Genomic DNA, 23,684 nt, shown 5'->3' on the forward strand with positions numbered 1-23,684 from the left:
GCAGGGGATCATCAGCACACCGAACCAGCCCACATAGAGGCGGTTGTTGGTGGAGGTGACCCAGTCGCAAAACTGGTTCCACGCAGAAGCGCCTTGGCGCTGCTGAATAGTGGTTGTCATGAGAACGAGAAGAGGTTGTTCCAGAGGAACGGGTATGGAAGGTGGCAAGCCACCAGACGGAATCCCGTCGAGCGCAAGAACATTGCGTAACAGGACTGTAACGGAAGATTGCGGGATTAGTGAGAAGGCCGGCCGGGAGGCGCCAAAGCCCTGCTGATGGATCCTATAGGTAACGCTTATGTTGGGGTGCGGCGGCGGCAATCCGTAGCCAGCAGGCCAGCCCACTGCTAAGCAGAGGACTGCTCAGGATGCGTCTCGGCATGGCCCTGCTCGTTCGATTTAAAGCCCTGCCTCTACGGGCCAGCCTGGCCACAGCAACCGTGGCCGCAGCCTGCCTGTTCTCTGCTGGCTGTCAGCGCCAACCCTCGGCCGAGCTGCAAAAGCTGCAGCAGCGCCAGGAGCAGTTGGAAGTAAAGATTCAGCAGCTAGAGCAAAAGCTCAACGCGGCGCCCGCCGCTAACGGCGCCGACCCAGCTGGCAAGCCCCCGGCTGGAGCGATCAAATCCCTGACGTACCGCAGCGGCACTTCAGATGATCGCCTGCGCGTTTATTGGGCTGATGGCAGCAAGAGCGACCTGCCCTGCACCAAGGAGCAGGCCACCTTGGTGTGTGGTTAAGTCGCCTTGACACTGACAGAGCCGCTGCGTTGAGCTGGATCTGTCACATCGATAAACCCATGGGTTCACCTTTTGCTTCAGCAGCGGCGTTGTTGAATCCGCGACTGCTGGCGGGTGGCTTGTTGGTGGCCAGTTGCCTGGGCGCTGGCAGCCTTTCATTTGTGAATGCGGCGCCGGCCCGAGCCCAGGCGGAGGCACCCGTCCCATTAAGCGCCGTGCGGGCCCTCAACTTGGCTCGCAACACAGCAGTGCAGAGCAACGGGGGCTTGGGGCTCTACCGACCAGACAAGTGCATGTTTGAAACGGCTAGCGCCGGCAACAAATGCCTGATCAGCTCAACCAGCGATGGCTATCTCTTTCGCTTCCTAGGCGGCGCCCCTGGCTGGCAGCAACTAAATCTGGCGGCTTCGGTGGAAACCGAAATCCGCATCTCCAGTGACGGGAGCACCGTCCTTGGCATCGACTACAACGGCGCCCCGCGTTGAGCCAACTGGGAGGAAATGTCTGTTAAAGCCAGCAACCAGTCAGGCCCAACCGGCCAACACTCCCTGCGAGTGAGGCTTAGGGCAATGCCCTTTTCGCCGTAGGCGGCCTCATTCACAAAGACGGGCCAAACGGACTCCCCCGCCAAATCCGGCGGTAGGGCCAGGCCAATTTCCTTGCCGCAGGGATCAATAAACACCGGATCTCCCGAACGCAAGGGACGCCAGTCGCGATGCTCTAACTCCGGATGCAGGCAAGCGGCAGGTGAACCATCTGGATGGCGCGGCAAATCCAAGCTGCCCAGATGGCAATGCACCACTAGCTCAGCCGGCAGCCTCAGGCGGCCTCGCTGGGCTGCCGCCAACACGGCCAGGGCCGCCTCAACGCCGAGCTGGCTTTGACGGCAGATCTGAGCCTGGATAACCCCCTGGGGCACCGGACCCACCTCGATAACCAGGCCGCAGGGCCAGCGCTCAACCAAAAAACCCGTTTGGGAAGCATCGGCCTCGTGCAAGTAAATCGGCAGCCCCAGCTCCCCCTGCAAACCCGCCGCCAGAGCTAGATCGGCCGGCCTCCGGCCATAGAGCACCAAGGAGTTACCCATAGCGCTGGTGGTGCTGTGCAGGTCGAGCACCACCAACGAAGGGGATTCAGCATCAGGGCCATGGCAAGCGAGCAGCTGGCGAGCGCGCTGCAGATCAGCTTCGTTTCTCGAGGAATCCGCCAGCAGCTCGGGAGCAAAGCAGCGATTTAAATCCCGCTCCACATAGCGCTGATTGGCTTTGTGGGCAGCTGGGTTGCCAAGCACCAACGCCACATCAAGGCCGTGGCGCTGCAGGGCCTCGGGCTGGCGGCGCCAGTGCTCCAGCAGCCAGGGGGCGTTGCGTTCATTGCCGTGGGTGCCGGCCACGATCAGCACCTGGGCCGGTTTGACGATTTGGCTGATCAAAAAGAAGAAGGCCAGAAATGGATTTCGGCCCCAGCCTGACGCAGATTCAGAGCTCTGCCGCCCCCGCAACCATGCCTCCCCCCGCCCCCTTGGTGCGCACGGCCCGCGCGGTCTGGCACTGGCAATGGCAACAGTTAATGGGTGGCCTGGGACCTGCTGATGCCGAGGGCAACTACCGCCGTCCCAGCGGAGCCTTCACGGCGCTGCCGCCCCTGCCCAGCGAAGCCGGCGCGGCTGATGGGCACGTGTTGATTGTGGGGCGCAGCTGCCCCTGGGCCCACCGGGCCTGGCTGGTGTGGAGCCTGCGCCAACTGGGCAGCAGCATCAACCTGGTGGTGGTGGACCCCGATCCAGCCGAGGGGCGCTGGCGCTTTGCCGAGCCCTTCGAAGGCTGCGCCAGCTTGATCGAGCTCTACCAGCAATCAGGCTCTGATCCGGGGCAGCGGGCCACGGTGCCGGCGCTTTATTCCCGCAGTGAGCGGCGGATCCTGGTTACGGAGAGCGCCAGGCTGATCGAGCTGCTCAACCGCTGGCCCGCTCCAGCAGGGCCCGATCTGGAGCCCCATAACCAGCATGAAGCCACAAAGAAGTGGCGCACGCGGCTGCAGGACGACGTCAACGACGGGGTGTACCGCTGTGGTTTTGCCCGCACCCAGGCTGCCTACGACCGGGCCGAGACGGCCTTGTTTGCAGCGCTCCTGGACGCCAATGGGGCCTTGGAGCAATCTCCCTGGCTAAGTGGGGCCCAACTGAGCCTGGCCGACATAGGGCTTTTCCCGACCCTGATCCGGCTGGAGCTTGTTTATGCACCCCTGTTCGGTTGCAGCCGCCTACCCCTTTGGCAGCTACCAGCCCTATGGGACTGGCGCCGGCGCTTATACAGCCTGCCCGGCGTGGCCGAGACCTGCTTCCCGGAGGCCTGGCGCAGCGATTACTTCGGTGCCCTCTTTCCCCTCCATCCCTCGGGAATCATCCCGGCCGGGCCGCCACTCGCCACACTGGTGCAAGGCCGTGCCCATCCATGACTGATCCGATATTTGAAGGGGTGTACGGCACCTACACGATTGACGCCACCGACCGGAGGGAGGTGCTCGGCTACCGCCTTGCCCTCACGGCGGTGGCCATTGGCCAAGCGGGCCTGCTAGTGCAGTGGCGGCAGCTGGGAGCCGACCAGCTCTGGCCCTGGATGCTGCTGATGGCTGCGGGGCTGGGCCTTGCCCTGCGCTGGATTCACATCTACTTAGTGCCCTTGCACCGGGCCCTGCAGCTTTTCTGGCTACTGGGCTGCCTGGGGGGCCTGGCATTGGCGATCCGCAGCGGCCCTGGCGCCATGCTGCCGGCCCTGGCCAGCCAGCCCCTGTGGATCCTGGCCATTGGCCCCTTTTTCGCTGCCTTGGCGGGGGTTGGCTTCAAGGAATTTTTCTGCTTCAGGCGGCCGGAGGCGATCGGCGTGACCCTGCTGCTGCCTATAGCCCTGCTGGGCCACCTCAGCGGCTTGCTGCCAGGAGCGATCACCACGGCCCTGCTGGCCCTGGAGAGCGGGCTTTTGCTGTTGCTATGCCTGCGCAAGTTCCCCATGCCCGCCGCGGCAGATGTGGGCGACAAGAGCGTGTTTGCTTACCTCAAAGGCCAAGCTGGCACAGCTGAGGAGGCTGCACTTTGAGTTTGATCAGCCTGGTGGAAGCCAGTAAGGACTTCGGCATCCGCACCCTGTTTGAGGGCCTCACCCTGCACATCGGCGAGCGGGAGCGGCTCGGACTGATCGGTCCCAATGGGGCCGGCAAGAGCACCTTGTTGAAGGTGCTTGCGGGCAATGAGCCCCTCGGCAGCGGCCAGCGCCGCTGCGCCCCCCGCACCCGGTTGGTGCTCGTAGACCAGGAGCCCGAGCTAGACCCCGAGCACACCGTGCTGGAGCAGGTGTTTGCCGGTAGCGGCGAAAAGATGGCTTTGCTGCGGCAGCACACGGCCCTGAGTCAGGCCGTGGCTGATGGCCCCGACAACACCATCACCCTGGCCCAGCTCAGCGACCTGCATGGCCGCATGGATCAGCTCAATGCCTGGGGGCTGGAGCAGCAGTGCCGCGAGGTGCTGGAGCGGCTAGGCATCGCCGACATCGAACGCAAGGTGGGCGACCTCTCCGGCGGCTATCGCAAGCGGGTCGCCCTGGCTGCAGCCCTGGTGGCCGAGCCGGACGTGCTGCTACTGGATGAGCCCACCAACCACCTCGACGCCAACGGGGTGGAATGGCTGCAGAGCTATCTGGAGCGCTTCTCCGGCGCCCTGGTGCTGGTGACCCACGACCGCTACGTGCTCGATCGGGTCACCCGCCGGATCGTGGAGGTAGATCGGGGCCTGGCCCGCAGCTACGACGGCAACTACGCCACCTATCTCACCCATAAAGCCGAAGAGGAGGCATCTGAAGCGGCCTCAGCCGCCAAGTTCAAGGGCACGCTGCGGCGGGAACTGGCCTGGCTCAGGCAGGGTCCCAAAGCCCGCAGCACCAAGCAGAAGGCCCGTATCCAGCGAATTGAGGCGATGCGGGAGGCACCTCTGCGGCAGGGCCGCGGCCAGGTGAGCTTGGCCACCACCAGCCGGCGGCTCGGCAAGCGGGCCATCACCGCCAAGGACCTGGAGGTGAGTGTGGGCGAAGGACCTGAGACCAGGGCCCTGCTGCGCGCCTTCAGCTACGACTTCAGCCCGGAAGACCGGGTCGGCATCATTGGCCCAAACGGGGTGGGCAAGTCGAGCCTGCTTGAGGTGATCGCCGGCCGGCGCCAACCCAGCAGCGGCAGCCTGGAGCTGGGCTCCACCGTGAAGCTCGCCTACTTCGACCAGCACAGCGATGTGCTGCTCAAGCCCGACCAGAAGGTGCTGGAGGTGGTTCAAGCTGCCGCCAGTCGGGTGGCAGTGGACGGCGAGGAGCTGAGCGCCTCCCAGTTGCTGGAGCGCTTCCTGTTTCCACCAGCCCAACAGCACCAACCGGTGGCCAAGCTCTCCGGCGGCGAACGGCGGCGGCTCCATCTCTGCCGGCTGCTGATTGAGGCCCCCAACGTGCTGCTGCTCGACGAGCCCACCAACGACCTGGACGTACAGACCCTGAGCGTGCTCGAAGACTTCCTTGAAGACTTTCGCGGCTGCGTGGTGGTGGTCTCCCACGACCGCTACTTCCTCGATCGCACCGTAGATCGGCTGTTCTGCTTTGAGAATGGCGAGCTGCAGCGATTTGAGGGCAACTACAGCGCCTACTTAGAAGCGAGCTCTACCCGCCAGGCCGCACCCAAGAACCCCAAGAATCCAGCCCCGGTAGCGCCCCAAGCCAGCAAGGCCCAGTCGCGGCGGCGGAGCTTTAAGGAGAGCCGGGAGCTGGGCGAACTGGAGGTAAACCTGCCGGCCTGGGAGCAGCAGCGCCGTGACCTGGAGCTGGCCCTGGCCAGTTCAGGCAGCGACTACGCCGCCCTTGAGGGACTCACCCAGGAGCTCGCCGCGTTAACTGAGCGCATCCATTGCGGCGAGGAGCGCTGGCTCGAACTCAGCGAGCTGACGGGGTGAAACGGGGGCCGCAGCCAGGGCTGGCAGCAGCGCTGAAAACGCTGGACGCACATTGTTGTCAATCCAACACATCGCCAAAGCTCAGCTCCCGGCGCCATTGGGAGTGCTCAAAGAGTTAGCAGTGCACCCTCGGGGCGTCGATCCAGAACAGGCGCCCGTAAGGTGATCGGCGACGAGCTCCGGTACCTAGTGACCGGTATCCGAATGAAAAGCATCGACGAGCACATCCAGAAAGACCAGAGCGAGATCGAGGCCGCCAAGGCCGCTGGCGACCTAGGCAAGGTCCGCCACTTGGAGGAAGAGCTCCAGGGTCTCAAGGAGTTCAAAGAGCACCATCCCGAGGACAGCCACGACCCAACCCCACTGGAAGTGTTCTGTGACCTGAACCCTTCTGCCCCCGAGTGCCGCGTCTACGACGACTGAATTGCCTAGGGCTGGATGATGCCGAGCTGCTGCCACACCGCGGCCAGCAGCTGCGGCAAATTTTTGGAGGCAGCAGCTGAAATAGCCAGAACGGGCAAGCCGCCACGGGCCTGCACCTGCTGGCTCACCTTCTCTACCAGCTCTTCAAGGCTGGCTGGATCGAGCAATTCGATCTTATTGAGCACTACTAGGCGGGGCCTCTGGTCGAGCCCATGGCCGTAGGCCGTGAGCTCCCCCTCGACCACGTTGAGGTCGGCGACCACATCCTCAGCGCTGGAATCGATCAGGTGGATCAGCAGCCGGGTGCGCTCGATGTGGCGTAGGAAGTCGTGCCCCAGCCCTGCCCCCTGGGCCGCTCCAGCGATCAAACCAGGAATATCGGCAAAGACGGTGCCGTCACCACTGGGACGGCGCACCACCCCCAGGTTGGGCACCAGGGTGGTGAAGGGGTAATCGGCGATCTTGGGACGAGCTGCCGAAAGCACCGAAATCAAGGTGCTCTTGCCGGCATTGGGCAAGCCGATGATGCCAACCTCAGCCAGCAGCTTGAGCTCCAGCTGCAGCAGCCACTCCTCTCCCTCCCGGCCCTCGGTGAACTTCTCCGGGGCCCGGTTGCGGTTGCTGAGGTAGTGGGCATTGCCCAGGCCGCCGCGGCCGCCAAAGGCCACCAGTAGCTCCTCACCTGCATCGGTGAGATCACCTAGCAAAATTGAGGTGCGGGCATCGCGGACCACCGTGCCGCACGGCACCTTGATCACCAGATGGTTACCGCTGGCACCGGTGCAGCGGTTGGGGCCGCCCCGGCGACCATCGACCGCCAAAAACTGCCGCTTGTACTTGAAATCCAGCAGGGTCTGGAGGTTGGCGTCAGCCACCAGCAGCACGTCGGCACCACGGCCGCCATCGCCGCCGGAAGGGCCGCCGGCTGGCACATATTTCTCGCGGCGAAACGCCACGATTCCGTCGCCGCCTCGGCCGGCCTTGACCGTTACGCGGGCTTGATCGATGAATTGCATTGGAACAAACCTAGGATCGCGCCGTCTGAAGGCCCGTCTTGGCAGAGGTTCGCTTCCAGCAGGTCAGCAAGACCTACCCACCCCGGCGCGGTGGTGATCCGGTGCAGGTGCTGCGCCAGCTGGATCTACAGATTCAGGACGGCGAATTTTTGGTGTTGGTTGGGCCCTCCGGCTGCGGCAAAAGCACCCTGCTGCGCCTACTGGCTGGCCTAGAGCAGCCCAGCCAGGGGGAGATCTACGTGGGCAATCGGCCCGTGAGCTCGCTGCGCCCAGCCCAACGAGACGTGGCCATGGTGTTCCAGAGCTATGCGCTCTATCCCCATCTCACGGTGGCCGGCAACATCGGCTTCGGCCTGCGCCGCAGCCGCAACCGCACGGCCCTTGAGCAGCTTCAAGACAGCCTGCACCTGGCCACCAGGCGGCTGCCAGGGCCCTTGCGGCTGCGCTCACGGCGGGAGGAGCGCATCGCCCAGCGCATCGCCGAGGTAGCGGAAACCCTGGAGCTCGGCCAGCTACTCGATCGGCTGCCAAAGGAGCTTTCCGGCGGCCAGAAGCAGCGGGTTGCCCTGGGCCGGGCCATCGCCCGGGCGCCGGCGGTGTTTTTGATGGACGAACCGCTCAGCAACCTCGACGCCAAGCTGCGCACCGGCACCCGCACCCAAATCGTTGAGCTGCAGCGACGCCTGGGCACCACCACCCTGTATGTGACCCACGACCAAGTGGAGGCCATGACCATGGGGCACCGGATCGCCGTGCTCAATGCCGGAAGGCTGCAGCAGCTCGGCACACCGATGGAGCTCTATCAGTGGCCCGCCAATTTGTTTGTAGCCCAGTTCATCGGCAGCCCGCCCATGAATCTGCTGCCGGTAACCGCGATAGGTGCGGGCCAGGTGCAACTGGGCAGCCGCAAGCTGGCGGTTGAGGGGCCCCTGGCCGAGATGCTGGCATCACGGGCAGGGGAGGAGCTCACTGGCGGACTGCGGCCCGAGCACTTCCAGCTAGCTCCCGCCACCAACCGCAACCTGCGGGCCGAGGTGAGCCATGGCGAAGCCCTGGGCAACGAACAACTACTCACCTGCCGCCTGGAGGAGGGCGGTCACCTGGTGCAGGTGCGGGTCGGCCCTGAAACAATCCTGCCGCCGGGGGCCAGCCTGAACCTCGACATAGATCCCCGCGGCTGGCGTCTGTTTGATGTGAGCGGCGAGGCCCTGCCCCTGCCCCCTGAGCCCGCAAGCCTGGAGCCGACCCTGCCCTATTTCACGTAAATCACGCTGCAGCCAGCCCCGCCGTCGCCCTGCTCGGCGTCACTCACCCGCTCCACGTAGGGCACGGTTGCCAACCAGGCCCGCAGGCCGCGCTTGAGTTTGCCCGTGCCGATGCCGTGGATCACCCACACGGGACCATTAGCGGCGCGCAGCCGCTCCTCCAAGGCCGCCTCGGCTTCATGCACCCGCAGGCCGCGGACATCAACGGTGTTGCGCTCGGAGCGCACATCCGGGCCCCGGCCCCCCAGCCCCCTCTGACCCTTCACCTGCACGCGCACCTCAGGGGGTGAGGGTTTTTCGCCATGCAGCCCCTCGATGCCAGCCAGCTCCAGGGTCAGCCGCATCACCCCACAGCGCACCGTGAGTTCCCGGCCGTCATCGGCGATGGCAAGCACCTCACCGGCCTTGCCCAGCGATAACAGCCGCACCCGATCACCAACGGCGGGCATCCAGCCCCGGTGCTCGCGCCGCTCCGGGGTGGGGCGGTGCTGCTGCTCCAGCGATTTCAAACGCTGGCCGGCCTGGCGGGCGGTTTCGCCTAGGGCAGCGCTGCTGGCCTCCCCCCCATCAGGTCCCTGGCGCAGCCTCCTGATGATGCGCTTCACCTCGTTCTGTCCCTGACGAATCGAGCGCTCCAACTGCTGGCGCCGCTGTTCCTGAAGCTCGGCGCTCTGCTGGGTCTGCTGTTGCCAGCGCAACAGCAACTCCTCGTGCAACAGCTCGGTGCGAGCCAGTAGGACGGCTGCTTCCTCGGCGGCTTCCTGCTGGCGTTGACGCTGATTTTCCAGGCCGGCGATCACCTGGTTCACCTCGCCCTCGCCAAGGGGCTCCAGCTGGGCGGCGGCGAGCTCCAGCACCGGCTCCCCCAGTCCCAGCCGGCGTGCAATCGCCAGGGCGTTGCTGCGGCCCGGGATACCCCACTGCAGCCGGTAAGTAGGCGAGAGGGTGTCCACATCGAAGGCCACCGAAGCGTTCTCGAAGCGTGGATCGGCATATTTGAGCGCCTTGAGCTCACCGAAGTGGGTGGTAGCGATCGTGAGCCGGGCCCGATCGGCCAGGTGCTTGAGCAGGGCCGTGGCCAGGGCCGAACCCTCGAGGGGATCGGTGCCGGCTCCCACCTCATCGAGCAGCACCAGGGAGGCGCCGCCAGCAGCTCCAGACCCAGGAAGAGCTTCGAGGATGCGGGCGATGCGGCGGATGTGGCCGCTGAAGGTGGAGAGGTTTTGTTGCAGCGATTGCTCATCGCCGATGTCAGCCAGCACCTGGCTGCACCAGGGCAGCCGAGGCGTGCCGCTGCAGGGCAAGAACAGGCCCGCCCGAGCCATAAGAGCTGCCAAGCCGACGCTTTTGAGGGTCACGGTTTTGCCGCCGGTGTTGGGGCCCGTGATCGCCACCACCCGCAACTCCCCTGCCACCAGCAGGCTCACGGGCACCACCGCATGACCACCCTGACGCCGCTGCTGCCAAAGCAGCAGGGGGTGGCGCAGCTCACGCAGCTCGAAGGGGGCGCTGGGGTCGTCTGCCAGCTCCGGGCGTACCGCCCCCAACCATTGGCCGTAGCGCGCCCGAGCCACCCCCGCATCCAGGCGCACCAGCACCTGCTGGAGTGCGGCCAGAGCTTCAGCCTCCTCGCCCACCTGGGCGCTCAGGGCCGTCAGCACGGCCCGCTCCAGCTCCCGCTCGCGCCCCTCCAGGTCGCGTATGCGATTGCCCAGGGCAATCACCGCCTGGGGTTCGATAAACACCGTTTGTCCCGAAGCCGAGCTGTCGTGCACCAGCCCTGGCAACTGAGCGGCAGCGCCAGCCTTCACAGCCAGAACAGGACGGCCGTTGCGCTCCGAGATCACTGTGTCCTGGAGCATGGCGCCGCAGCGACGCATCAGCTCCTGCAGTCGATCACGCCGATCTGAGCGAGCCCCAAGCAGCTGGCGCCGCAATCCCTCCAGGGGCGGACTGGCCCGATCCGCCACCCGGCCGCCCTCTTCAAGGCAAAAATGCAGCCGCTGCTCCAGCTCCGGCAGGGTGCGCAGCTCGGCCACTAGGGCCGTACATACCGGCCGCAGCTGGGGATCGTCGATCTGGCGCCGCAGCCGGCGGGCCGCAGCCAGAGTGGTAGCCAAAGCCAGCAACTCCTCGCCCGGAGCCGTGCCGCCCTTGGCGCAGAGGGTCACCAGCGCCGCGATATCGGCAACTCCCTGAAAACTCAGACCCCCCTCCAGCAGCCCGTCGAGGCCAAGCAGCTCGGTGGTTTCAGCGAGCAGGCTGCGGCTGGCTGCGAGGCAAGCGGGCAGGGCCAGCTCCAGGCAGGCACAGCGGCCCGGAGCTGTGCTGGCGAAGCTGGCCAGTTGTTCAGCGAGCCGCGGCCACTCGAGCAGCTCCAGGGCCTCCTGCTGAATTGGAGCCAATGGGGCAGTGACGTCGTTCACCCGGGCAGGTTGGAGGGGATGCCGCCAGGGGGCTCGTAGAGCATCTCTAGCCAGTTGCCTTCCGGATCTTGGAGATAGAAGCTGGCAGTTCCGTCACGGTGGTCATGCACTGGGCCGCAGGAGCGGCCGGCCGCCACAAGCTGGGCGTGCACCTCATCCACCTCTGAGCGGTCGCGGAAATGGAACGCAAAATGGGGCCCGGCAGCTTTGTAACTAGGGCTGAGCAGGGCCAAGCCCGTGCCGGCCCCAGGCCACTGCAAATAGGCCCAATCGGGGGCATCCCAGCAGAGCTGCAGGCCCAGGGAGACATAGAAGGCCTTAGCCCGCTCCATGTCCTGCACCCGCAGTGCCACATGGCCAAGGTGATGAACAGCAGCAGGAGCCATGGCAACTGAACCGGGTGAGTTCATTGTGGGTTACAGAAGCGGATCTTGAGGATCTGGTCGAGCTTCACCACCAACATCAGCCAGGCGGTGCCAGCCAAGGTGAGGAGGGGATAGGCGAGCGTGGGTGCAGTAATTACGAAGGGAAGCAGGGCTAAACCGAAAGCCGGAGCACAACGAAGGCGAGCCAACCTGAGCAGCAACGCAGTAACCAAAACAGCCAAAAATGCGGCCAGCGGACTCACCCCCAGAGCCAGCACCAATGCAATTCCAGTAACCGCCGCTCCAGCAGTAACCACCAGGACGGCTAAGGAGCGGCCTTGCCAGGGACACTCATTAGCATGAGCCAACATCTCCCAGGCAATCACCAGCAAAGGGGGATACAAAACCAAGTGGGATCCCAGCAGCTGAACCATTACCAGAGCCCCCAGCAAGAAAACAGCCAAAGGCAGCAGCCAAGGAACCCTTTGCAACCAGGACTTGGGAGCAACCAAAGTTGAGATAGTTGGCACCGTGGGGGAGACTTGAGCCCGAGCCAGCGGCGGCATCAATTGAGAGCGAAGCATGACGATTAGGGCCAGCCCACCTGTGCCCACCAGAATCGCCACCGGGTACAAAAAACTCGTAATTCCCAGCACTAAGGGCAATACCCCGGCTGAAATTGCCGGAATAACCGGCGAGCGTAGAAGCCGGATCACAAGCAAGCAGATCGCCAGATCCAATATCAGCGCAGTGGGGCCATAGGGCATGGTGCGGGTGACCAGCACTCCAGGGACAGCAGTTAATACCGGTGTCAGGGCCAGGAGTTTTGGGGAACGGGCCCAGCTGCTGAGCGGATCGGCAAGCACAACAGAAGCGAGCGCCCCCAGCTCTGGAAACAACAGATAACTGATGCCACTAGCCCTAGCCAGCGCAGTCATCAAAGCGATGTAAGTAGCTGTAGCCAGACAAGGCCAAATCCAAAAATATCGGGAATTAATAAAATTACCCCTGGCGCAGCCACTGCGCAGCATCACAGGCGTGATAAGTGAGGATCAAATTAGCCCCAGCCCGCTTAAAGCACAGCAGGGTTTCCAGCACCACGGCCCGCTCGTCGATCCAGCCCTTTTCAGCGGCGGCCTTCACCATGGCGTATTCACCACTTACGTTGTAAGCCGCAATTGGCAGCTCGGTTTCGCCACGCAGACGGTAGATAATGTCTAGGTAGGCAAGGCCAGGCTTAACCATTAAAATATCAGCACCCTCCTGTTCATCGAGCAGGGCTTCGGTGAGCGCTTCACGTCCATTGGACGGATCCATTTGATAGGTTGATTTATCATTCGGAATCGGCTTGCCCGCGCCAACCCGAGGGGCCGAATCAAGAGCTTCGCGGAAGGGGCCGTAATAAGCGGAAGAATATTTAGCAGTATAGCTAATAATGCCGATATGCTCGAACCCCTCCTCATCGAGGGCTTCGCGGATAGCCCCAACTCGTCCATCCATCATGTCGCTGGGGCCAATCAGATCCGCCCCGGCCCGAGCTTGGGCAACGGCTTGGCGACAGAGGATCGCCACCGTTTCATCGTTGAGCACTACCCCTTCCTCGCTAACGATGCCGTCATGGCCGTCACAGGAGTAGGGATCGAGGGCCACGTCCGTCATGATCGCCATCTCGGGGTGCAGCTCCTTAAGCCGGCGAATAGCTCGGGGTATCAGGCCACCTTCGTTGAAGCATTCGGCGCCGTCTTCGGTTTTAAGGCCATCGGCCACCTTGGGGAACAGCACAACGCAGCGGATGCCCAAGTCCCAAGCGCGGCCCACCTCCTGCACCAAGCCTTCGAGGCTCCAGCGCATAGCTCCTGGCATGGCACCAATTGGCTCATTGGTGGCGCCTTCGTGCACGAAGAGCGGATAAATAAAGTCGGCAGCACTTAGGTGATGCTCCCGCACCATCGCCCGCAAAGCCGGGGTGCGGCGCAATCGGCGGGGACGGTAGGTGAGCTCCATGAAAACGGCCTGGCTGGCTCGGATCCTAGAGACGGGCCGCCTGAATCCAGCCAGAGCGGGGATCGGCGCTGCGGACAGCACGCAACTGCTCCAGCAGCTGGCGCTCCTCGGCGCTGAGCTGCTCGGGCAACTTGAGCACCGGCGTAAGCAGCAGGTCGCCGCGGCCGTCCTTGAGGGGCCAGCCCATGCCCTTGAGCCGCAGGCTGCGGCCCAGGGTCATCCCAGGCGGCACCTGCACGGAGGCCTCACCGTCGGGGGTCGCCACCCGCACCTCGCCGCCAAGGGCCAATTCATCGAGGCTGAGGGGCAACTCAGCGCGCAGCTGGTCGCCATCGAGCTTCCACACCGGATGCTCCTGCAGTTGCAGGTTGAGGTACAGGTCGCCGCGGCGGCCGGTGCCGGGCTGCAGGTTGCCCTTGCCCTTCAGCCGCAGGCGGCTGCCGTGCTTAACACCGGGCGGGATGCGCACCTGCACCCGCTCGTCGTTGACGGCCAAGGTGCGCTCGGAGCCGCGGAAAGCATCGGCAAAGGAGAGGCTGATGCTGGCTTCGGCATCGAGATTGATCGGGGCGCCGCGGCCGCCGCCGGGCATGCCCCCAGCAAAGCCACCAGGAAAGCCTGAACTGAAACCAAAACCTCCCGGGGCTGCGCCGGGGGAGGGGCCGCCAAAACGACCCAGCAGGTCGTTGATGAAGTCGTCGAAGTTGCCGTAGCGGCCAAAATCAACGTCAACGCCGCCACTGGCCGAGCCACCGCCCGCCTGGCTCCAGTACTGGCCAAATTGCTCGTAGCGCCGGCGCTTATCTGGATCGGAGAGCACTTCATAGGCCTCGCTCACCTCTTTGAACTTGGCCTCAGCCCCCGCATCGCCGGGGTTCACGTCCGGGTGGTACTGACGGGCCAGCTTGCGAAAGGCACGCTTGATGGCGTCGGCATCAGCGCCACGCTCAACCCCGAGGACACTGAAGTAATCGCGGTAGCCGTTCGCGCTCATCGACCCCAAAACCACCGCACCTGTTTAGTGTCTCAGCCGCTGGGAACTTCCGCTGGGCCAAGGAAGGGCGGAAGGCCGAACGCGGCGGCGCGGCCATCGGCTGTGTTTTGCCCACACACACAGGCAAAAGCAAGCAACGGAACTATTTTTAATTATTGCTTCTGGAAGCTGATGCCCTGGTTTGGCTCCCTGAGCTCCGGCCTGCTTATTGCCCTAAGCACGGTGCTGCTTGGCTTTACGGCCACTGCCAGCGCCGGTAGCGGCGGCACAGATTCCGGCAGCTCCACCACTGCCACCCTGGGGGAGGCCCTTTCTGCTTCGACCCCGGAGCAAAAAGCGCTAAGTGCCCACCTGCGCGCTAAGCGAGCTGTTTTTTATGGCGCCTGGTGGTGCCCGGCCTGCTTCCAGCAAAAAAACCTGTTTGGCAAGGAAGGGGGCAATTCCCTCCCCTATGTGGAGTGCGACAAAACTGACGATGGCCGTAGCCGCTGCATGGCCGCCCAGATACGGGCTTTCCCCACCTGGGACCTGGCGGGCAAGGAGCGCCGCGAAGGTGTACAAACAATTGAAGAGCTCAAAGTGTGGAGCGGCTTTACCGGAGCTGCCAAGCCAATCCAGCCTTGATTCCTAGTCGCCTCTCAATATGTCTTCGAATCTGCTGAAAGCAGCTCTGGTTGCGGCCGTCTTTTTGCCAGCCGGCAATGCAATAGCCCAAGGATTGGCGCCCATGGTTGGAGCCAGCGCTATTCAAGGCACCCTGCAGGGCACCTCCATGCCTGCTGACACAGGTGCGCTCGATAAAGCCCGCAACTCCGTTAACACCGCCACCACCCAGCAAGCTGAAGCAGGTTCAGGCTCCAGCCCAGGCCCTTCCTCCGCTCCGGTTAGCTCAACTAAAAAAACGGCTAGCGGTGCGTCCAGCGGCGCTTCGGTAAATGGCCAGGCGATTCCGTTTTGCTCCCATGGCGGCCTATGCCAGGGCGCAGTGATGCGGGCAATCGGGCGACCCTGAAGCAGCCGCCGTGCAAACCCTGAGGGCCCTGGGCGATCTATGAAGCGCAAGGCTCAGAACAATCCTGGGGTTCTTAGTTGCGAGTTAGGGGCGAGGCGCTCGAGCGGCGCAGTGAATCTGAGCCGCTGCTCGTCCCAAGCTGCCAACAGCGCCGCCAAGGCAAGCAACGCAACCAGGCCAATGCCTAAAGACAGACCTGGGCGCCTCGATCGGGAGCGCCGCTGACGCCGGGGCGTCTGGGCTGCCCCCAGCGGCCTGGCGCAACGACCACACACCAGGCGTCCAGCAAGGCTGCGATCCGCCTTAACCGACCAACTGCCGCAGTGGGGACAGGCCATCGCTCGGAGAATAACCAGAGGGTGCCAGCCTCCAGGCAACCACAAAGCCAGGCCGCCAGAGTAGCCATGGCGCCCAAGATAGCCATGCTGCAGGCCCAGCTGGATGCTCTCACCCCAACCCTCCTGGCAACAGGGGCCTAGCTGTTGCCGCCGATTCCCCTCGATGTGAACAAGCCGGGCAGTGGCCCCACCAGAGCTTCGATGCCGTGTTCACGGCCAACACCTGCCACATCATGCCGGAGATGGCCCTGCCCCAACTGCTGGCCGGTGCCGCCCGGGTACTGCAGCCCCTTGCCTATGGGGCGATGTCGGCCAACAACCTCACCCTGATCTTCCAGCTTGAGGACTCCCCTGTGAGGCAGCAAATTGCCGCACGCGCCGGCGATCAAAACATGTCTCAATTCAAGCCTTGCTAGCCTTAAAATCTTAATAACTACCTTGATATTATTAGACCAGCGAAGATATTAAGATGTTTTAATTAAATCACCATGAGCCAACCATCTCCAGCCATTGAAATCCTTGGGTATATAGCTGCATCTTTAACCACGCTGAGCTTTATTCCCCAGGCCATGAGAACCCTCAGCAGCGGAGACACTCGGGGCATCTCCCTCAGCATGTATGCCCTTTTTACCAGTGGAATTGCCCTCTGGCTTGTCTATGGCATCTTCGCGCGTAACGGCCCCCTAATCATTGCCAATGCAATCACCGTTGTACTCTCCGGCCTGATTCTGCAGCGTAAGCTGGAAGATCATTTAACGGAAAAGGGCAACCACAAAAAGATACGCACTGGCAGAATGACAGCAAAACGTGGAATCATCAAATCCGGGAAGCAGCGCAACCAAGATCCCTAGCCGATCAGATAATCGGGAACAATGCTGAATAGTACGGCCAGAGCCAATGCGGCAAAGCAATTCTGTAGCCCCTGCAAACCAGCAAATAGATGGTCCATGTCCTTCCCAATTGACCTGGTGATCCTATAGAGATTGAGGCTGCTCAAGTACAGCGCATAACAGGAGTACATGGATGCCACAAAAGAGAGTGCCTCAAACATCAATTGTTGCCAGTTCGCAGACATCACGCCAGCAAAAGACCCCCACGCCTTAACAAGAATAAGCACGGCGATGGCTATGGCAGCAATTCTCTGTTTGGCCACAAGCTGCCTGAACTCGGCGTCTTGTTTAAGGGTGAATTCAAATTGAAATTTGGCCACAAAGGAGAATGGCTCACTTGCCTTGATTCTAAACTAAAGAGAATTAGGGCCTTGCATAGCACGATCAGGTTGAACATGCCCTGGAAATTAGAGTGGTCGTATGCCCCAGGGGTTCTGTTTTGTTAGCCCAGCCATCCTTTGCCTTACCAGGCGGAGAGCTGGGGGGGGGGGGAGCTGCGGCCTGGGCCTAGCCTGAGCCCAAGCCCTACACCGATTGCGCTTGAACAAGATCACCGGACCACTGCGCAGAGCCCTGATCTATGGCGCGATCAGCTACGGCGGGCTGGTATTGATCAACAACACAGAGCTCGATCTACCGAACATGTGGATCGCCTATCTGCCGATGTTCATTGGGGTCTATGTACTGACCCAGTGGTTGGACCGCCAGTTCGGGAACTGAGCGGGCCCGGACTCACACCCATTGGGACTCAGGCGCCACCGTCATTGCAATTGTTGTTGTGCTTTTTGGCGCCTGGATTCAGAGAGAAGTCAGGCCCAAGACGCTCTACGCAGACTGGATCTTCACGGTGGTGAGCACCGGCAGCCAAGAGTCAGCGGCGCGTGATGAATCAAACCCTCAGTCTTGGCGCTCGCACCTGTAGCCCTTCACAGTACCGCGCAGCTGGGCGAACTCTGGGTGATCCGGATCGAGTTCCTGCTGCCACCAGCGGCCATCGGAGTAGCTGGGCACGCCGGCGTTGTTGGTGCGGGGGAGTTGCAGACTCACGTTCCGCCAACGCAGCACCACGAAGGCTCCTGGCACGGAGTTGGCCTTGCTGTTGGGGATATTCGCCGCATCCACCGAGCCCTTGAAAGGCAAGGCTTCCAGGGGATCGCCCTCACAGAGGAACTGCTGCCCAGTACTGCTACTCACATCGGCGCCGGGTGCCGTCAGCAGCAGCAGCAGGGTCAGGGCCATGGCAGCCAGCGCGTTGAGCAATGTCCTTTCCCTGGCAGCGATGCGCAGACAGCGCAGCACAAAGCCGATGAGTTGTGCAAGCCGCTGCTGGAGTCAACCGGCAGAAGTGTGGATAAACAAGCCAACAGAAGAGCCAGATCTGGTCTTGGCGCTACACTTAATAAAAGATGTCTGAATGTCAGCCAAGGAGTGCCATCTTTCCTGAAAGTCACCGCTATGGATTACCATAGCGAATAGATCTGTGCACCTGCAAACCTTCCTGGTTGCCAAGATCTTCCCCCTCAGATCACTAGCCAGCGAGTCCTCGTTGGCACTGCACTTAGGAAAGAGGAAAGAATGAATAGTATGACTCGTACCAAGATCCTTTGGGTAGCCTGTTTGGCTTCTTTGAGTCTTATTTTAGCTGGCTGTACGCCTAGGGTGACCGAATCAGTCGCGGAGACAGCATCGGAGCCGGCCGCACCTTCTGCAGTGCCTGTTGGAATCGCCTACAACGAGGCTCTGTACGAACAGCTTCCCCAGGACATTAAAGACAAGGGCTACATAGTCTTGGCAACTGATCCGACAGACCCTCCACTTGAGTTTTATGACGAGGGTGGCGTTATCGTTGGCTCGGAAGTCGACATGGTGGAGGCTCTAGCCACGATTCTCGGTGTTAAGATTTTGCTAACTGTGTCCCCTTTTGGAAACATCATACCCGGTGTCGCGGCAGGACGTTTCGATGGCGCAGTGTCCGGATTTGCTGACCGGCCCTCTAGACAACAGGTTGTTGACTTCGTAAATTACTTCACCACCTCAAGAGGCCTCTTAGTTCTCAAGGGTCAACACCCCGAGTTAAAGAAAGCAACGGCTGAACTATGTGGGAAAGCGGTAGCGGTAGCCCTAGCGACCTCAGCGGCTGAGAATGTGGTTAGGCAAAGCGCAGCCTGCGTCAAAGGTGGCAAAGCGGAAATTGATATTCAAGAATATCCAACCCAGGCAGATGGTGTAACAGCCGTACGCTCGGGACGTGCTGACCTAAGTTTCTTCGGCGCACACGCAGCCTCATGGATCGCTAAGCAAACAGAGGGTGAAGCGGTCGAGTTGGAGGTCTTCCTTCGCCCCGAAGATGGTAAGGACATTAACGGGATCTTGCTTCGCAAGGGAGATCTCGCACCAGTGTTCCAAGCAGCTATTCAGCAGCTAATGGACTCGGGTGATTTTGAAACCATTTGGACCAAATGGGGACTTCATAACGTGATTCTCTCCACTGCAACAATCAACGCTGGAACGGTTGACAAGTAACACATAGAGCTCTGTAACTTGCCGGGCTGTTCAGGCATGGCAAGGCACAGCTTTTTCCAAATGCATTTCGAGTCACTGACTAAAAGTATAAGACTTTGCCAGAAAGTAGACCGGCCCACGAATTGCCCCCGATACCCGCTCGTCATCCTGGCAGGCGGGTGGCGTCGGTCATAGTTCTTATGATTGCGGCCCAAGTTCTAATATCAGTCATCACCAACCCACGCTTTAGGTGGGATATAGTAGGCGAGTACCTTTTTAGCGACATCATCCTCAGTGGCGTCCGACTAACCATTGGTCTGACATTGATAGCGCAACTGCTTGGAATTGTTGTCGGAGTGGGTCTTGCTGTTATGAGGCTCTCCCCCAACCCCACCGTGGCTCGCTGTGCCTGGGTGTACCTGTGGTTTTTCCGAGGGACTCCGTTGTTGGTTCAGTTGATTTTCTGGTACAACATTTCAGCGCTCTACCCAGAATTCACCATAGGGCTACCATTCCTTGAACCCTTTGTGTCATTTAATGCAAACGCACTCATCACACCGCTTGCCGTTGCCATCCTCGGCTTGGGTCTAAATGAGGGGGCATACATGGCTGAGATTGTTCGCGGTGGGATTCTTGGTGTCGATTCGGGGCAATCTCAGGCAGCAAAAGCCCTTGGGATGACGCATTCCCAGACTCTGCGAAGAATAGTTCTACCTCAGGCTCTTAGGCTCATCCTCCCGCCCACCGGCAATCAGACAATACTGATGCTGAAGACCACCTCGTTGGTTAGCATTTTGGCGCTTGCCGATCTGCTCTATTCCGCGCAGTCGATCTACACGCGTACTTTTCAAACAATTCCCCTTCTTATTGTGGTTAGCCTTTGGTACATAACCATCACGTCAGTGCTCACCGTAGGGCAATCAATTCTTGAGCAAAAACTTTCGAATGGTAGCCCTCGTCAAAAGCCTCCGCAAATGCTGCGGTGGCTACTCGGGCGGTATCGTGCGACCGCGGCCAAACCAGCGCCTTGATCAAAAGAAGCTGGAGAGTACCGATGGTTGAGCCGATGTTGGTTGCCGAGGGGGTCAGAAAGTCATACGGAAGTGTAGAGGTGCTTTCTGGGATTAGCCTGGTGGTAATGCCCGGCCAAGTAACCTGCTTGGTTGGACCCTCTGGGTCTGGAAAGTCCACCTTTCTGCGCTGCGTCAATCACCTCGAGTCGATTGATGGCGGTCGGCTAGCTGTAAACGGTCAGCTCGTGGGGTACCGAGAAGAGAAGGGGCGGTTGCACGAACTCAAAGAGAGAGAAGCATGCAGGAATCGTGCAAGTGTGGGCATGGTTTTTCAAAACTTTAACCTATTTCAACACATGAGTGCCCTTGAGAACATCATTGAGGCACCGCAACGAGTCCTCAAACTATCCAAAGAGGAAGCGATCAATTCGGCTCGAGAACTGTTGGCCATGGTTGGACTGTCCACACGAGGCGATAGTTTTCCTAGTCAACTTTCTGGAGGACAACAGCAACGAGTCGCGATTGCTCGTGCTCTTGCGATGAAACCAAAATTGATCCTTTTTGACGAAGCCACCTCTGCGCTGGACCCCGAGCTAGTCGGCGAAGTCCTGTCAGCCATGCGAGCTTTGGCTGCGTCTGGAATGTCGATGGTAGTCGTTACCCACGAAATGGGGTTCGCCCGTGAGGCGGCCGACGAAATGGTATTCATGGATGCCGGCATGGTCGTGGAGAGAGGCTCCCCCGACCAAGTGCTAGATAACCCACAGCAAGCTCGCACGAAAGCGTTCCTAACTAAAGTACGCTGACCATATTGTAGGCTCTAGACAACATTTAGCCGCCTTCAAAGAACAGAGCGCAAACGCTACTCCAGCATCCTTGAAATTCCAGACCGTCGACCCAGATTGCCATCAGTGGAGTTCAAGTCTCCGACCTCGCGGAGTGATACGGCACCCCCTCCTACATCGATGATGAGAGCTTGTAATGGCGCTGGCCGATATACGCCGGTGGCATCAAGGGCCTCAATCCAGTAGTACTCGCGATCATCTGAGCAGCAGACATCTGTGTAGTAGCTACGGATCTGATAGCTGCTCATCACTTGCTGGTGATTTGAGCGTCTGCAGTCTGGAAGCCTTTTGATAACGGTCTTGGTTGGCGCCCAACAGGTCAACTGCTGTAGTGATCAATGCAGCATCCGGATCCAGACCCAACACAGCAGAGCCAGCGGTACCATCGCGAGTGCCAGCACAGGAAGGCTCTGAAGCTGTACTGGGTTCATTTTGCACAAAACTTGCACAAGCCCCTGGACATGGCCCAAAAGCTTGTCGCCAAAAACCGTTTTTTTGCACCTACTAAAAAGGCCCCTTCCAGGGCCCATGGATCATTTGGGTGATAAGGCTGACCTCACCCCATCTCCCTTACAGGGTCAGGCAGCCACAGGGGCGGTCTGACGGGAGAAAGCAACGATGTTGTTCGCTGTTACGTGTGTGCTCTTACCGAGCAGGCTTCAGTCACCCTCCTTATACCCCGTCGAAACCATTGCAGCCCCGTTTAAGTGGAGCTGAGCGGAATCGAACCGCTGTCCGAAGCACTGGTGTGAGCCACCTAGTCAGGCCGAAACCAGACTGGTTCATTGTGGCAGCAAGCAAGGGCAGGCGCAGGGGTGGGCATCACCGAACCAAACAGCACATCAATCAGCGGCATAGCGGTTGTGCCACCGGGGCTCGAAGAAGCCGCGGCAGCTGAGCTCACGGCCTTGGGCTGCCAAGCCGCAGCACGCCTACGCCGGGCCGTGCGCTTCCAAACAGACCTGGCTGGCTTCTACCGGCTGCACCTGCAAGCCCGCCTGCCCTTCCGGCTCCTGCTTGAACTGGCTCAATTTCCCTGCCGCAGCAAGGACGAGCTCTACGACGGTGTGCAGCGCGCCGTCGACTGGAGCCGCTGGCTGCCTCCTGGCGCCACCTTCCGCGTCGATGCCACCGGCAGCGCTCCTGGCCTCAACCACAGTCACTACAGCGCCCTGCAGGTCAAAAATGCCCTGGTGGATCTGCAGCGCCAGCAGTGGGGCGCCCGCTCCTCCGTTGACCTAGACGATCCCGACCTCTCCATCCATCTGCACCTTGGCGGCGGCGAAGCAGCCCTGAGCCTCGATGGCAGCGGCGGCAGCATGCACCGCCGCGGCTACCGGGCTGCCATGGGCCTGGCCCCGCTCAAGGAAAACCTCGCCGCCGGCCTGATCGCCCTCACCGGCTGGGATGGCTCGGTGCCCCTGGCCGACCCCCTTTGCGGCTCCGGCACCCTGCTGATTGAGGCGGCCTGCATGGCCCTGGGCCGGGCGCCGGGTCTGGGCCGCCGCTTCGCCCTGGAGCGCTGGCCAAAGTTCGACTCCCAGCTCTGGCAGCAAGAGCGGCAAGCGGCCAGCTCCCTGGCCCGAGAGACGCTCCCCAGCGGAGACCCCATGGCGCCGATCGTTGGCATGGAACAGGAACCCGGCGTGCTTGATCAAGCCCACAGCAACGCTGAGGCTGCCGGCATCGCAAGTGCCCTGGAACTGAGCCTGGGCGACTGCCGCGACTTCGTGCCTCCACCAGGGCCGGGCATCTTGGTGTGCAACCCGCCCTATGGCGAGCGCATCGGCGAGCGTGATGCTCTGGAGCCTCTCTACGCCGACCTGGGCCGCATAGTGAAAGAGCGTTGCGGCGGCTGGAGCCTGTGGCTGCTGAGCGGCAACCCGGAGCTCACCGGCGCCCTCAAAATGAAGGCCAGCCGCCGCATCCCAATCAGCAACGGAGGCATTGACTGCCGCTGGCTGCACTATGAGGTGCGTTAACGACCCAAGATTGCGCGAGTGGTTTTGCTGAGACCGGCGGTGGTCTGGGGCAGGTAGGGCCCCTTGAGCAGCTGGCCGCCCAACCGCACGAACACCCCGGCCAGCAGCAGATCCAGGGCAGCCACCGCCAGGGCGGCGTGGATCCAGCTCAGCCCCTGGGCGTCGTGCAGCCACAGCAGCAGGGCCAGCTCGGCGCCGATCAGCGCCAACAGCAGCAGCGCCAGGCCACCGCTGATCAGCAGGCCACCGCTGATCAGGCGCCGCTTCTCCCGGTCCACCTCCTGCAGGGCGATGCGCACGTGCAGGTCCATCACCGAGGTCATCAAGGCGCCGACCCGACCGGCCGCCACCCGGGCTGGGCCTGGCAAGTTCGGATCCGTCATGAGGAACGCCGGCCTGAGGCGAGCAGCAGACCGAGCAGCACCCCGACGCCGGTGGCGATGCCGATCGCCATCAGCGGACGCTCCCGCACCGGCTTCTCAATACGAGGCCGCAAGGTGGTGTTGAGCTCATCGAGCAGGTTTTCCAACTGGGCCTCCAAGGGCGCCAGGTTGTCCGCTAGGCGGCTGGTCTGGTCCCCGGCCACCTCGAGCAGCTCAAGCAACTGGTCCTTCACCGCACTAGCGGTGCGGCCGGTCTGGCTGGAAATCACCTCAACCACTTCATCAAAACTGCCCCGAGTCGCCTCCAGGGTCTGGCGGGCAACGGCCGGCCACTCCCGCTGAATCGTGGGGATAAGGGTCTCAAAACGGTCGCGGAAGCCCTCTGGGCTGGCGGCGCGGGGAGGCGTTTCAGCGGTCATGGCAGTTCTGCGGTCATGGGGACAGGGGGCGACTGCGAAGCTCAGTCCTCAAGGTAAGGAGGGGGTTGAGCTTTCGAAACCCTCCGCTA

Annotated in this window: 27 protein-coding genes and 1 pseudogene; 16 read left to right on the forward strand and 12 right to left on the reverse strand. The window is 61.8% G+C overall.

The annotated features are described in order from the left end of the window. Positions 1–120: pseudogene (locus tag KBY85_RS04890) on the reverse strand (photosystem II q(b) protein); the annotation flags it as partial. 260 nt (positions 121–380) lie between these two features. Here KBY85_RS04890 and KBY85_RS04895 point away from each other — a divergent pair. Together KBY85_RS04895 and KBY85_RS04900 are read left to right on the forward strand one after the other, a co-directional pair. After that, positions 381–737 carry a hypothetical protein gene (locus KBY85_RS04895; protein WP_106632617.1) on the forward strand — a complete coding sequence of 119 codons (357 nt, stop codon included), beginning with the start codon at positions 381–383 and terminating at the stop codon, positions 735–737. 59 nt (positions 738–796) lie between these two features. Next, a complete protein-coding gene (locus KBY85_RS04900; protein ID WP_254960418.1) occupies positions 797–1,222 on the forward strand; it encodes a hypothetical protein in 426 nt (141 codons plus the stop codon). Here the strand turns inward: KBY85_RS04900 and KBY85_RS04905 are convergent. Further along, positions 1,201–2,169 (reverse strand): aspartoacylase, encoded by a 969-nt coding sequence (locus tag KBY85_RS04905; RefSeq protein ID WP_254960419.1) that lies wholly within the window; start codon positions 2,167–2,169, stop codon positions 1,201–1,203. The genes KBY85_RS04900 and KBY85_RS04905 overlap by 22 nt on opposite strands. A 71-nt stretch (positions 2,170–2,240) precedes the next feature. On the opposite strand from KBY85_RS04905, the gene KBY85_RS04910 reads away from it, so the two are divergent. The 4 genes from KBY85_RS04910 (at position 2,241) to KBY85_RS04925 (ending at position 6,141) form a co-directional block, all read left to right on the forward strand. Next, positions 2,241–3,194: a glutathione S-transferase C-terminal domain-containing protein gene (locus KBY85_RS04910; RefSeq protein ID WP_254960421.1), complete on the forward strand. Its 954-nt coding sequence runs from the start codon at positions 2,241–2,243 to the stop codon at positions 3,192–3,194. Further along, positions 3,191–3,832 (forward strand): DUF2301 domain-containing membrane protein, encoded by a 642-nt coding sequence (locus KBY85_RS04915; RefSeq protein ID WP_254960422.1) that lies wholly within the window; start codon positions 3,191–3,193, stop codon positions 3,830–3,832. The genes KBY85_RS04910 and KBY85_RS04915 overlap by 4 nt, the downstream gene beginning before the upstream one ends. Further along, complete coding sequence (locus tag KBY85_RS04920) at positions 3,829–5,718, forward strand: ABC-F family ATP-binding cassette domain-containing protein (RefSeq protein WP_254960423.1); 1,890 nt, start codon at positions 3,829–3,831, stop codon at positions 5,716–5,718. The genes KBY85_RS04915 and KBY85_RS04920 overlap by 4 nt, the downstream gene beginning before the upstream one ends. A 204-nt stretch (positions 5,719–5,922) precedes the next feature. Beyond that, positions 5,923–6,141, forward strand: coding sequence for a CP12 domain-containing protein (locus KBY85_RS04925; RefSeq protein ID WP_106632635.1), 219 nt, complete (start codon positions 5,923–5,925; stop codon positions 6,139–6,141). A gap of 5 nt (positions 6,142–6,146) precedes the next feature. Here the strand turns inward: KBY85_RS04925 and obgE are convergent, their stop codons facing one another. Then, the gene (gene obgE, locus KBY85_RS04930; protein WP_254960424.1) at positions 6,147–7,157 is read right to left on the reverse strand and encodes a GTPase ObgE; all 1,011 of its coding nucleotides are present in this window, start codon (positions 7,155–7,157) and stop codon (positions 6,147–6,149) included. A 38-nt stretch (positions 7,158–7,195) separates the two neighbouring features. On the opposite strand from obgE, the gene KBY85_RS04935 reads away from it, so the two are divergent. Continuing rightward, positions 7,196–8,422, forward strand: coding sequence for an ABC transporter ATP-binding protein (locus KBY85_RS04935; protein ID WP_254960425.1), 1,227 nt, complete (start codon positions 7,196–7,198; stop codon positions 8,420–8,422). Here KBY85_RS04935 and KBY85_RS04940 read toward each other — a convergent pair. The 5 genes from KBY85_RS04940 to KBY85_RS04960 form a co-directional block, all read right to left on the reverse strand. Then, positions 8,410–10,848: an endonuclease MutS2 gene (locus KBY85_RS04940; RefSeq protein ID WP_254960426.1), complete on the reverse strand. Its 2,439-nt coding sequence runs from the start codon at positions 10,846–10,848 to the stop codon at positions 8,410–8,412. The two genes, KBY85_RS04935 and KBY85_RS04940, sit on opposite strands and share 13 nt — an antisense overlap. After that, positions 10,845–11,234 (reverse strand): VOC family protein, encoded by a 390-nt coding sequence (locus tag KBY85_RS04945; RefSeq protein WP_254960427.1) that lies wholly within the window; start codon positions 11,232–11,234, stop codon positions 10,845–10,847. The genes KBY85_RS04940 and KBY85_RS04945 overlap by 4 nt, the downstream gene beginning before the upstream one ends. Positions 11,235–11,254: 20 nt before the next feature. Next, the gene (locus tag KBY85_RS04950) at positions 11,255–12,151 is read right to left on the reverse strand and encodes a hypothetical protein (protein WP_254960428.1); all 897 of its coding nucleotides are present in this window, start codon (positions 12,149–12,151) and stop codon (positions 11,255–11,257) included. Between the two features lie 64 nt (positions 12,152–12,215). Continuing rightward, entirely contained in the window at positions 12,216–13,217 is a 1,002-nt protein-coding gene (gene hemB / locus KBY85_RS04955) for a porphobilinogen synthase (protein ID WP_254960429.1), read from the reverse strand. A gap of 25 nt (positions 13,218–13,242) precedes the next feature. After that, the gene (locus KBY85_RS04960; protein WP_254960430.1) at positions 13,243–14,211 is read right to left on the reverse strand and encodes a DnaJ C-terminal domain-containing protein; all 969 of its coding nucleotides are present in this window, start codon (positions 14,209–14,211) and stop codon (positions 13,243–13,245) included. A gap of 171 nt (positions 14,212–14,382) precedes the next feature. Here KBY85_RS04960 and KBY85_RS04965 point away from each other — a divergent pair, with 171 nt between their 5' ends. The 4 genes from KBY85_RS04965 to KBY85_RS04980 all read left to right on the forward strand — a co-directional run bounded on the left by KBY85_RS04965 (position 14,383) and on the right by KBY85_RS04980 (position 16,412). Then, the gene (locus tag KBY85_RS04965; RefSeq protein WP_254960431.1) at positions 14,383–14,835 is read left to right on the forward strand and encodes a hypothetical protein; all 453 of its coding nucleotides are present in this window, start codon (positions 14,383–14,385) and stop codon (positions 14,833–14,835) included. A 103-nt stretch (positions 14,836–14,938) separates the two neighbouring features. Beyond that, entirely contained in the window at positions 14,939–15,223 is a 285-nt protein-coding gene (locus KBY85_RS04970) for a hypothetical protein (protein WP_254960432.1), read from the forward strand. Between the two features lie 544 nt (positions 15,224–15,767). Continuing rightward, a complete protein-coding gene (locus KBY85_RS04975; RefSeq protein ID WP_315859526.1) occupies positions 15,768–15,977 on the forward strand; it encodes a hypothetical protein in 210 nt (69 codons plus the stop codon). Positions 15,978–16,049: 72 nt separating this feature from the next. Next, positions 16,050–16,412 carry a SemiSWEET transporter gene (locus KBY85_RS04980; protein WP_254960433.1) on the forward strand — a complete coding sequence of 121 codons (363 nt, stop codon included), beginning with the start codon at positions 16,050–16,052 and terminating at the stop codon, positions 16,410–16,412. On the opposite strand, the gene KBY85_RS04985 is transcribed toward KBY85_RS04980, so the two are convergent. Then, positions 16,409–16,771 carry a hypothetical protein gene (locus tag KBY85_RS04985; RefSeq protein ID WP_254960434.1) on the reverse strand — a complete coding sequence of 121 codons (363 nt, stop codon included), beginning with the start codon at positions 16,769–16,771 and terminating at the stop codon, positions 16,409–16,411. The two genes, KBY85_RS04980 and KBY85_RS04985, sit on opposite strands and share 4 nt — an antisense overlap. Positions 16,772–16,991: 220 nt before the next feature. Here KBY85_RS04985 and KBY85_RS04990 point away from each other — a divergent pair, with 220 nt between their 5' ends. Continuing rightward, complete coding sequence (locus KBY85_RS04990) at positions 16,992–17,171, forward strand: hypothetical protein (RefSeq protein ID WP_254960483.1); 180 nt, start codon at positions 16,992–16,994, stop codon at positions 17,169–17,171. 177 nt (positions 17,172–17,348) lie between these two features. Here KBY85_RS04990 and KBY85_RS04995 read toward each other — a convergent pair whose 3' ends face one another. Then, positions 17,349–17,690, reverse strand: a complete 342-nt coding sequence (locus tag KBY85_RS04995) for a hypothetical protein (RefSeq protein WP_254960435.1) — start codon at positions 17,688–17,690, stop codon at positions 17,349–17,351. 420 nt (positions 17,691–18,110) lie between these two features. Between KBY85_RS04995 and KBY85_RS05000 the strand changes: the two genes are divergently transcribed. The 4 genes from KBY85_RS05000 to KBY85_RS05020 all read left to right on the forward strand — a co-directional run bounded on the left by KBY85_RS05000 (position 18,111) and on the right by KBY85_RS05020 (position 22,793). Then, a complete protein-coding gene (locus tag KBY85_RS05000; protein WP_254960436.1) occupies positions 18,111–18,974 on the forward strand; it encodes an ABC transporter substrate-binding protein in 864 nt (287 codons plus the stop codon). A 179-nt stretch (positions 18,975–19,153) separates the two neighbouring features. Further along, a complete protein-coding gene (locus KBY85_RS05005; RefSeq protein ID WP_254960437.1) occupies positions 19,154–19,984 on the forward strand; it encodes an amino acid ABC transporter permease in 831 nt (276 codons plus the stop codon). 23 nt (positions 19,985–20,007) lie between these two features. Next, on the forward strand, positions 20,008–20,772 hold the full coding sequence (locus KBY85_RS05010) for an amino acid ABC transporter ATP-binding protein (protein WP_315859969.1): 765 nt from the start codon (positions 20,008–20,010) through the stop codon (positions 20,770–20,772). Between the two features lie 854 nt (positions 20,773–21,626). Beyond that, the gene (locus KBY85_RS05020; RefSeq protein ID WP_254931636.1) at positions 21,627–22,793 is read left to right on the forward strand and encodes a class I SAM-dependent RNA methyltransferase; all 1,167 of its coding nucleotides are present in this window, start codon (positions 21,627–21,629) and stop codon (positions 22,791–22,793) included. On the opposite strand, the gene KBY85_RS05025 is transcribed toward KBY85_RS05020, so the two are convergent. Both KBY85_RS05025 and KBY85_RS05030 read right to left on the reverse strand, forming a co-directional pair. Then, positions 22,790–23,176 carry a phage holin family protein gene (locus tag KBY85_RS05025; protein WP_254960438.1) on the reverse strand — a complete coding sequence of 129 codons (387 nt, stop codon included), beginning with the start codon at positions 23,174–23,176 and terminating at the stop codon, positions 22,790–22,792. The two genes, KBY85_RS05020 and KBY85_RS05025, sit on opposite strands and share 4 nt — an antisense overlap. Further along, complete coding sequence (locus KBY85_RS05030; RefSeq protein WP_254960439.1) at positions 23,173–23,595, reverse strand: glycine zipper domain-containing protein; 423 nt, start codon at positions 23,593–23,595, stop codon at positions 23,173–23,175. Before KBY85_RS05030 ends, KBY85_RS05025 begins: the two co-directional genes overlap by 4 nt. Positions 23,596–23,684 lie beyond the last annotated feature (89 nt).

The sequence above is a fragment of the Cyanobium sp. BA5m-10 genome (genome assembly GCF_024346255.1).
Taxonomy (GTDB): domain Bacteria; phylum Cyanobacteriota; class Cyanobacteriia; order PCC-6307; family Cyanobiaceae; genus Cyanobium_A; species Cyanobium_A usitatum.

What these genes read in the sequence shown, in the direction of transcription:
- KBY85_RS04895 (WP_106632617.1), top strand. Translation starts at nt 381, where the DNA reads ATGGCCCTGCTCGTTCGATTTAAAGCCCTGCCTCTACGGGCCAGCCTG.
- KBY85_RS04900 (WP_254960418.1), top strand. Translation starts at nt 797, where the DNA reads ATGGGTTCACCTTTTGCTTCAGCAGCGGCGTTGTTGAATCCGCGACTG.
- KBY85_RS04910 (WP_254960421.1), top strand. Translation starts at nt 2,241, where the DNA reads ATGCCTCCCCCCGCCCCCTTGGTGCGCACGGCCCGCGCGGTCTGGCAC.
- KBY85_RS04915 (WP_254960422.1), top strand. Translation starts at nt 3,191, where the DNA reads ATGACTGATCCGATATTTGAAGGGGTGTACGGCACCTACACGATTGAC.
- KBY85_RS04925 (WP_106632635.1), top strand. Translation starts at nt 5,923, where the DNA reads ATGAAAAGCATCGACGAGCACATCCAGAAAGACCAGAGCGAGATCGAG.
- obgE (WP_254960424.1), bottom strand. Translation starts at nt 7,157, where the DNA reads ATGCAATTCATCGATCAAGCCCGCGTAACGGTCAAGGCCGGCCGAGGC.
- KBY85_RS04945 (WP_254960427.1), bottom strand. Translation starts at nt 11,234, where the DNA reads ATGGCTCCTGCTGCTGTTCATCACCTTGGCCATGTGGCACTGCGGGTG.
- KBY85_RS04950 (WP_254960428.1), bottom strand. Translation starts at nt 12,151, where the DNA reads ATGACTGCGCTGGCTAGGGCTAGTGGCATCAGTTATCTGTTGTTTCCA.
- hemB (WP_254960429.1), bottom strand. Translation starts at nt 13,217, where the DNA reads ATGGAGCTCACCTACCGTCCCCGCCGATTGCGCCGCACCCCGGCTTTG.
- KBY85_RS04960 (WP_254960430.1), bottom strand. Translation starts at nt 14,211, where the DNA reads ATGAGCGCGAACGGCTACCGCGATTACTTCAGTGTCCTCGGGGTTGAG.
- KBY85_RS04965 (WP_254960431.1), top strand. Translation starts at nt 14,383, where the DNA reads ATGCCCTGGTTTGGCTCCCTGAGCTCCGGCCTGCTTATTGCCCTAAGC.
- KBY85_RS04970 (WP_254960432.1), top strand. Translation starts at nt 14,939, where the DNA reads ATGGTTGGAGCCAGCGCTATTCAAGGCACCCTGCAGGGCACCTCCATG.
- KBY85_RS04980 (WP_254960433.1), top strand. Translation starts at nt 16,050, where the DNA reads ATGAGCCAACCATCTCCAGCCATTGAAATCCTTGGGTATATAGCTGCA.
- KBY85_RS04995 (WP_254960435.1), bottom strand. Translation starts at nt 17,690, where the DNA reads ATGGCCCTGACCCTGCTGCTGCTGCTGACGGCACCCGGCGCCGATGTG.
- KBY85_RS05005 (WP_254960437.1), top strand. Translation starts at nt 19,154, where the DNA reads ATGATTGCGGCCCAAGTTCTAATATCAGTCATCACCAACCCACGCTTT.
- KBY85_RS05010 (WP_315859969.1), top strand. Translation starts at nt 20,008, where the DNA reads ATGGTTGAGCCGATGTTGGTTGCCGAGGGGGTCAGAAAGTCATACGGA.
- KBY85_RS05025 (WP_254960438.1), bottom strand. Translation starts at nt 23,176, where the DNA reads ATGACGGATCCGAACTTGCCAGGCCCAGCCCGGGTGGCGGCCGGTCGG.
- KBY85_RS05030 (WP_254960439.1), bottom strand. Translation starts at nt 23,595, where the DNA reads ATGACCGCTGAAACGCCTCCCCGCGCCGCCAGCCCAGAGGGCTTCCGC.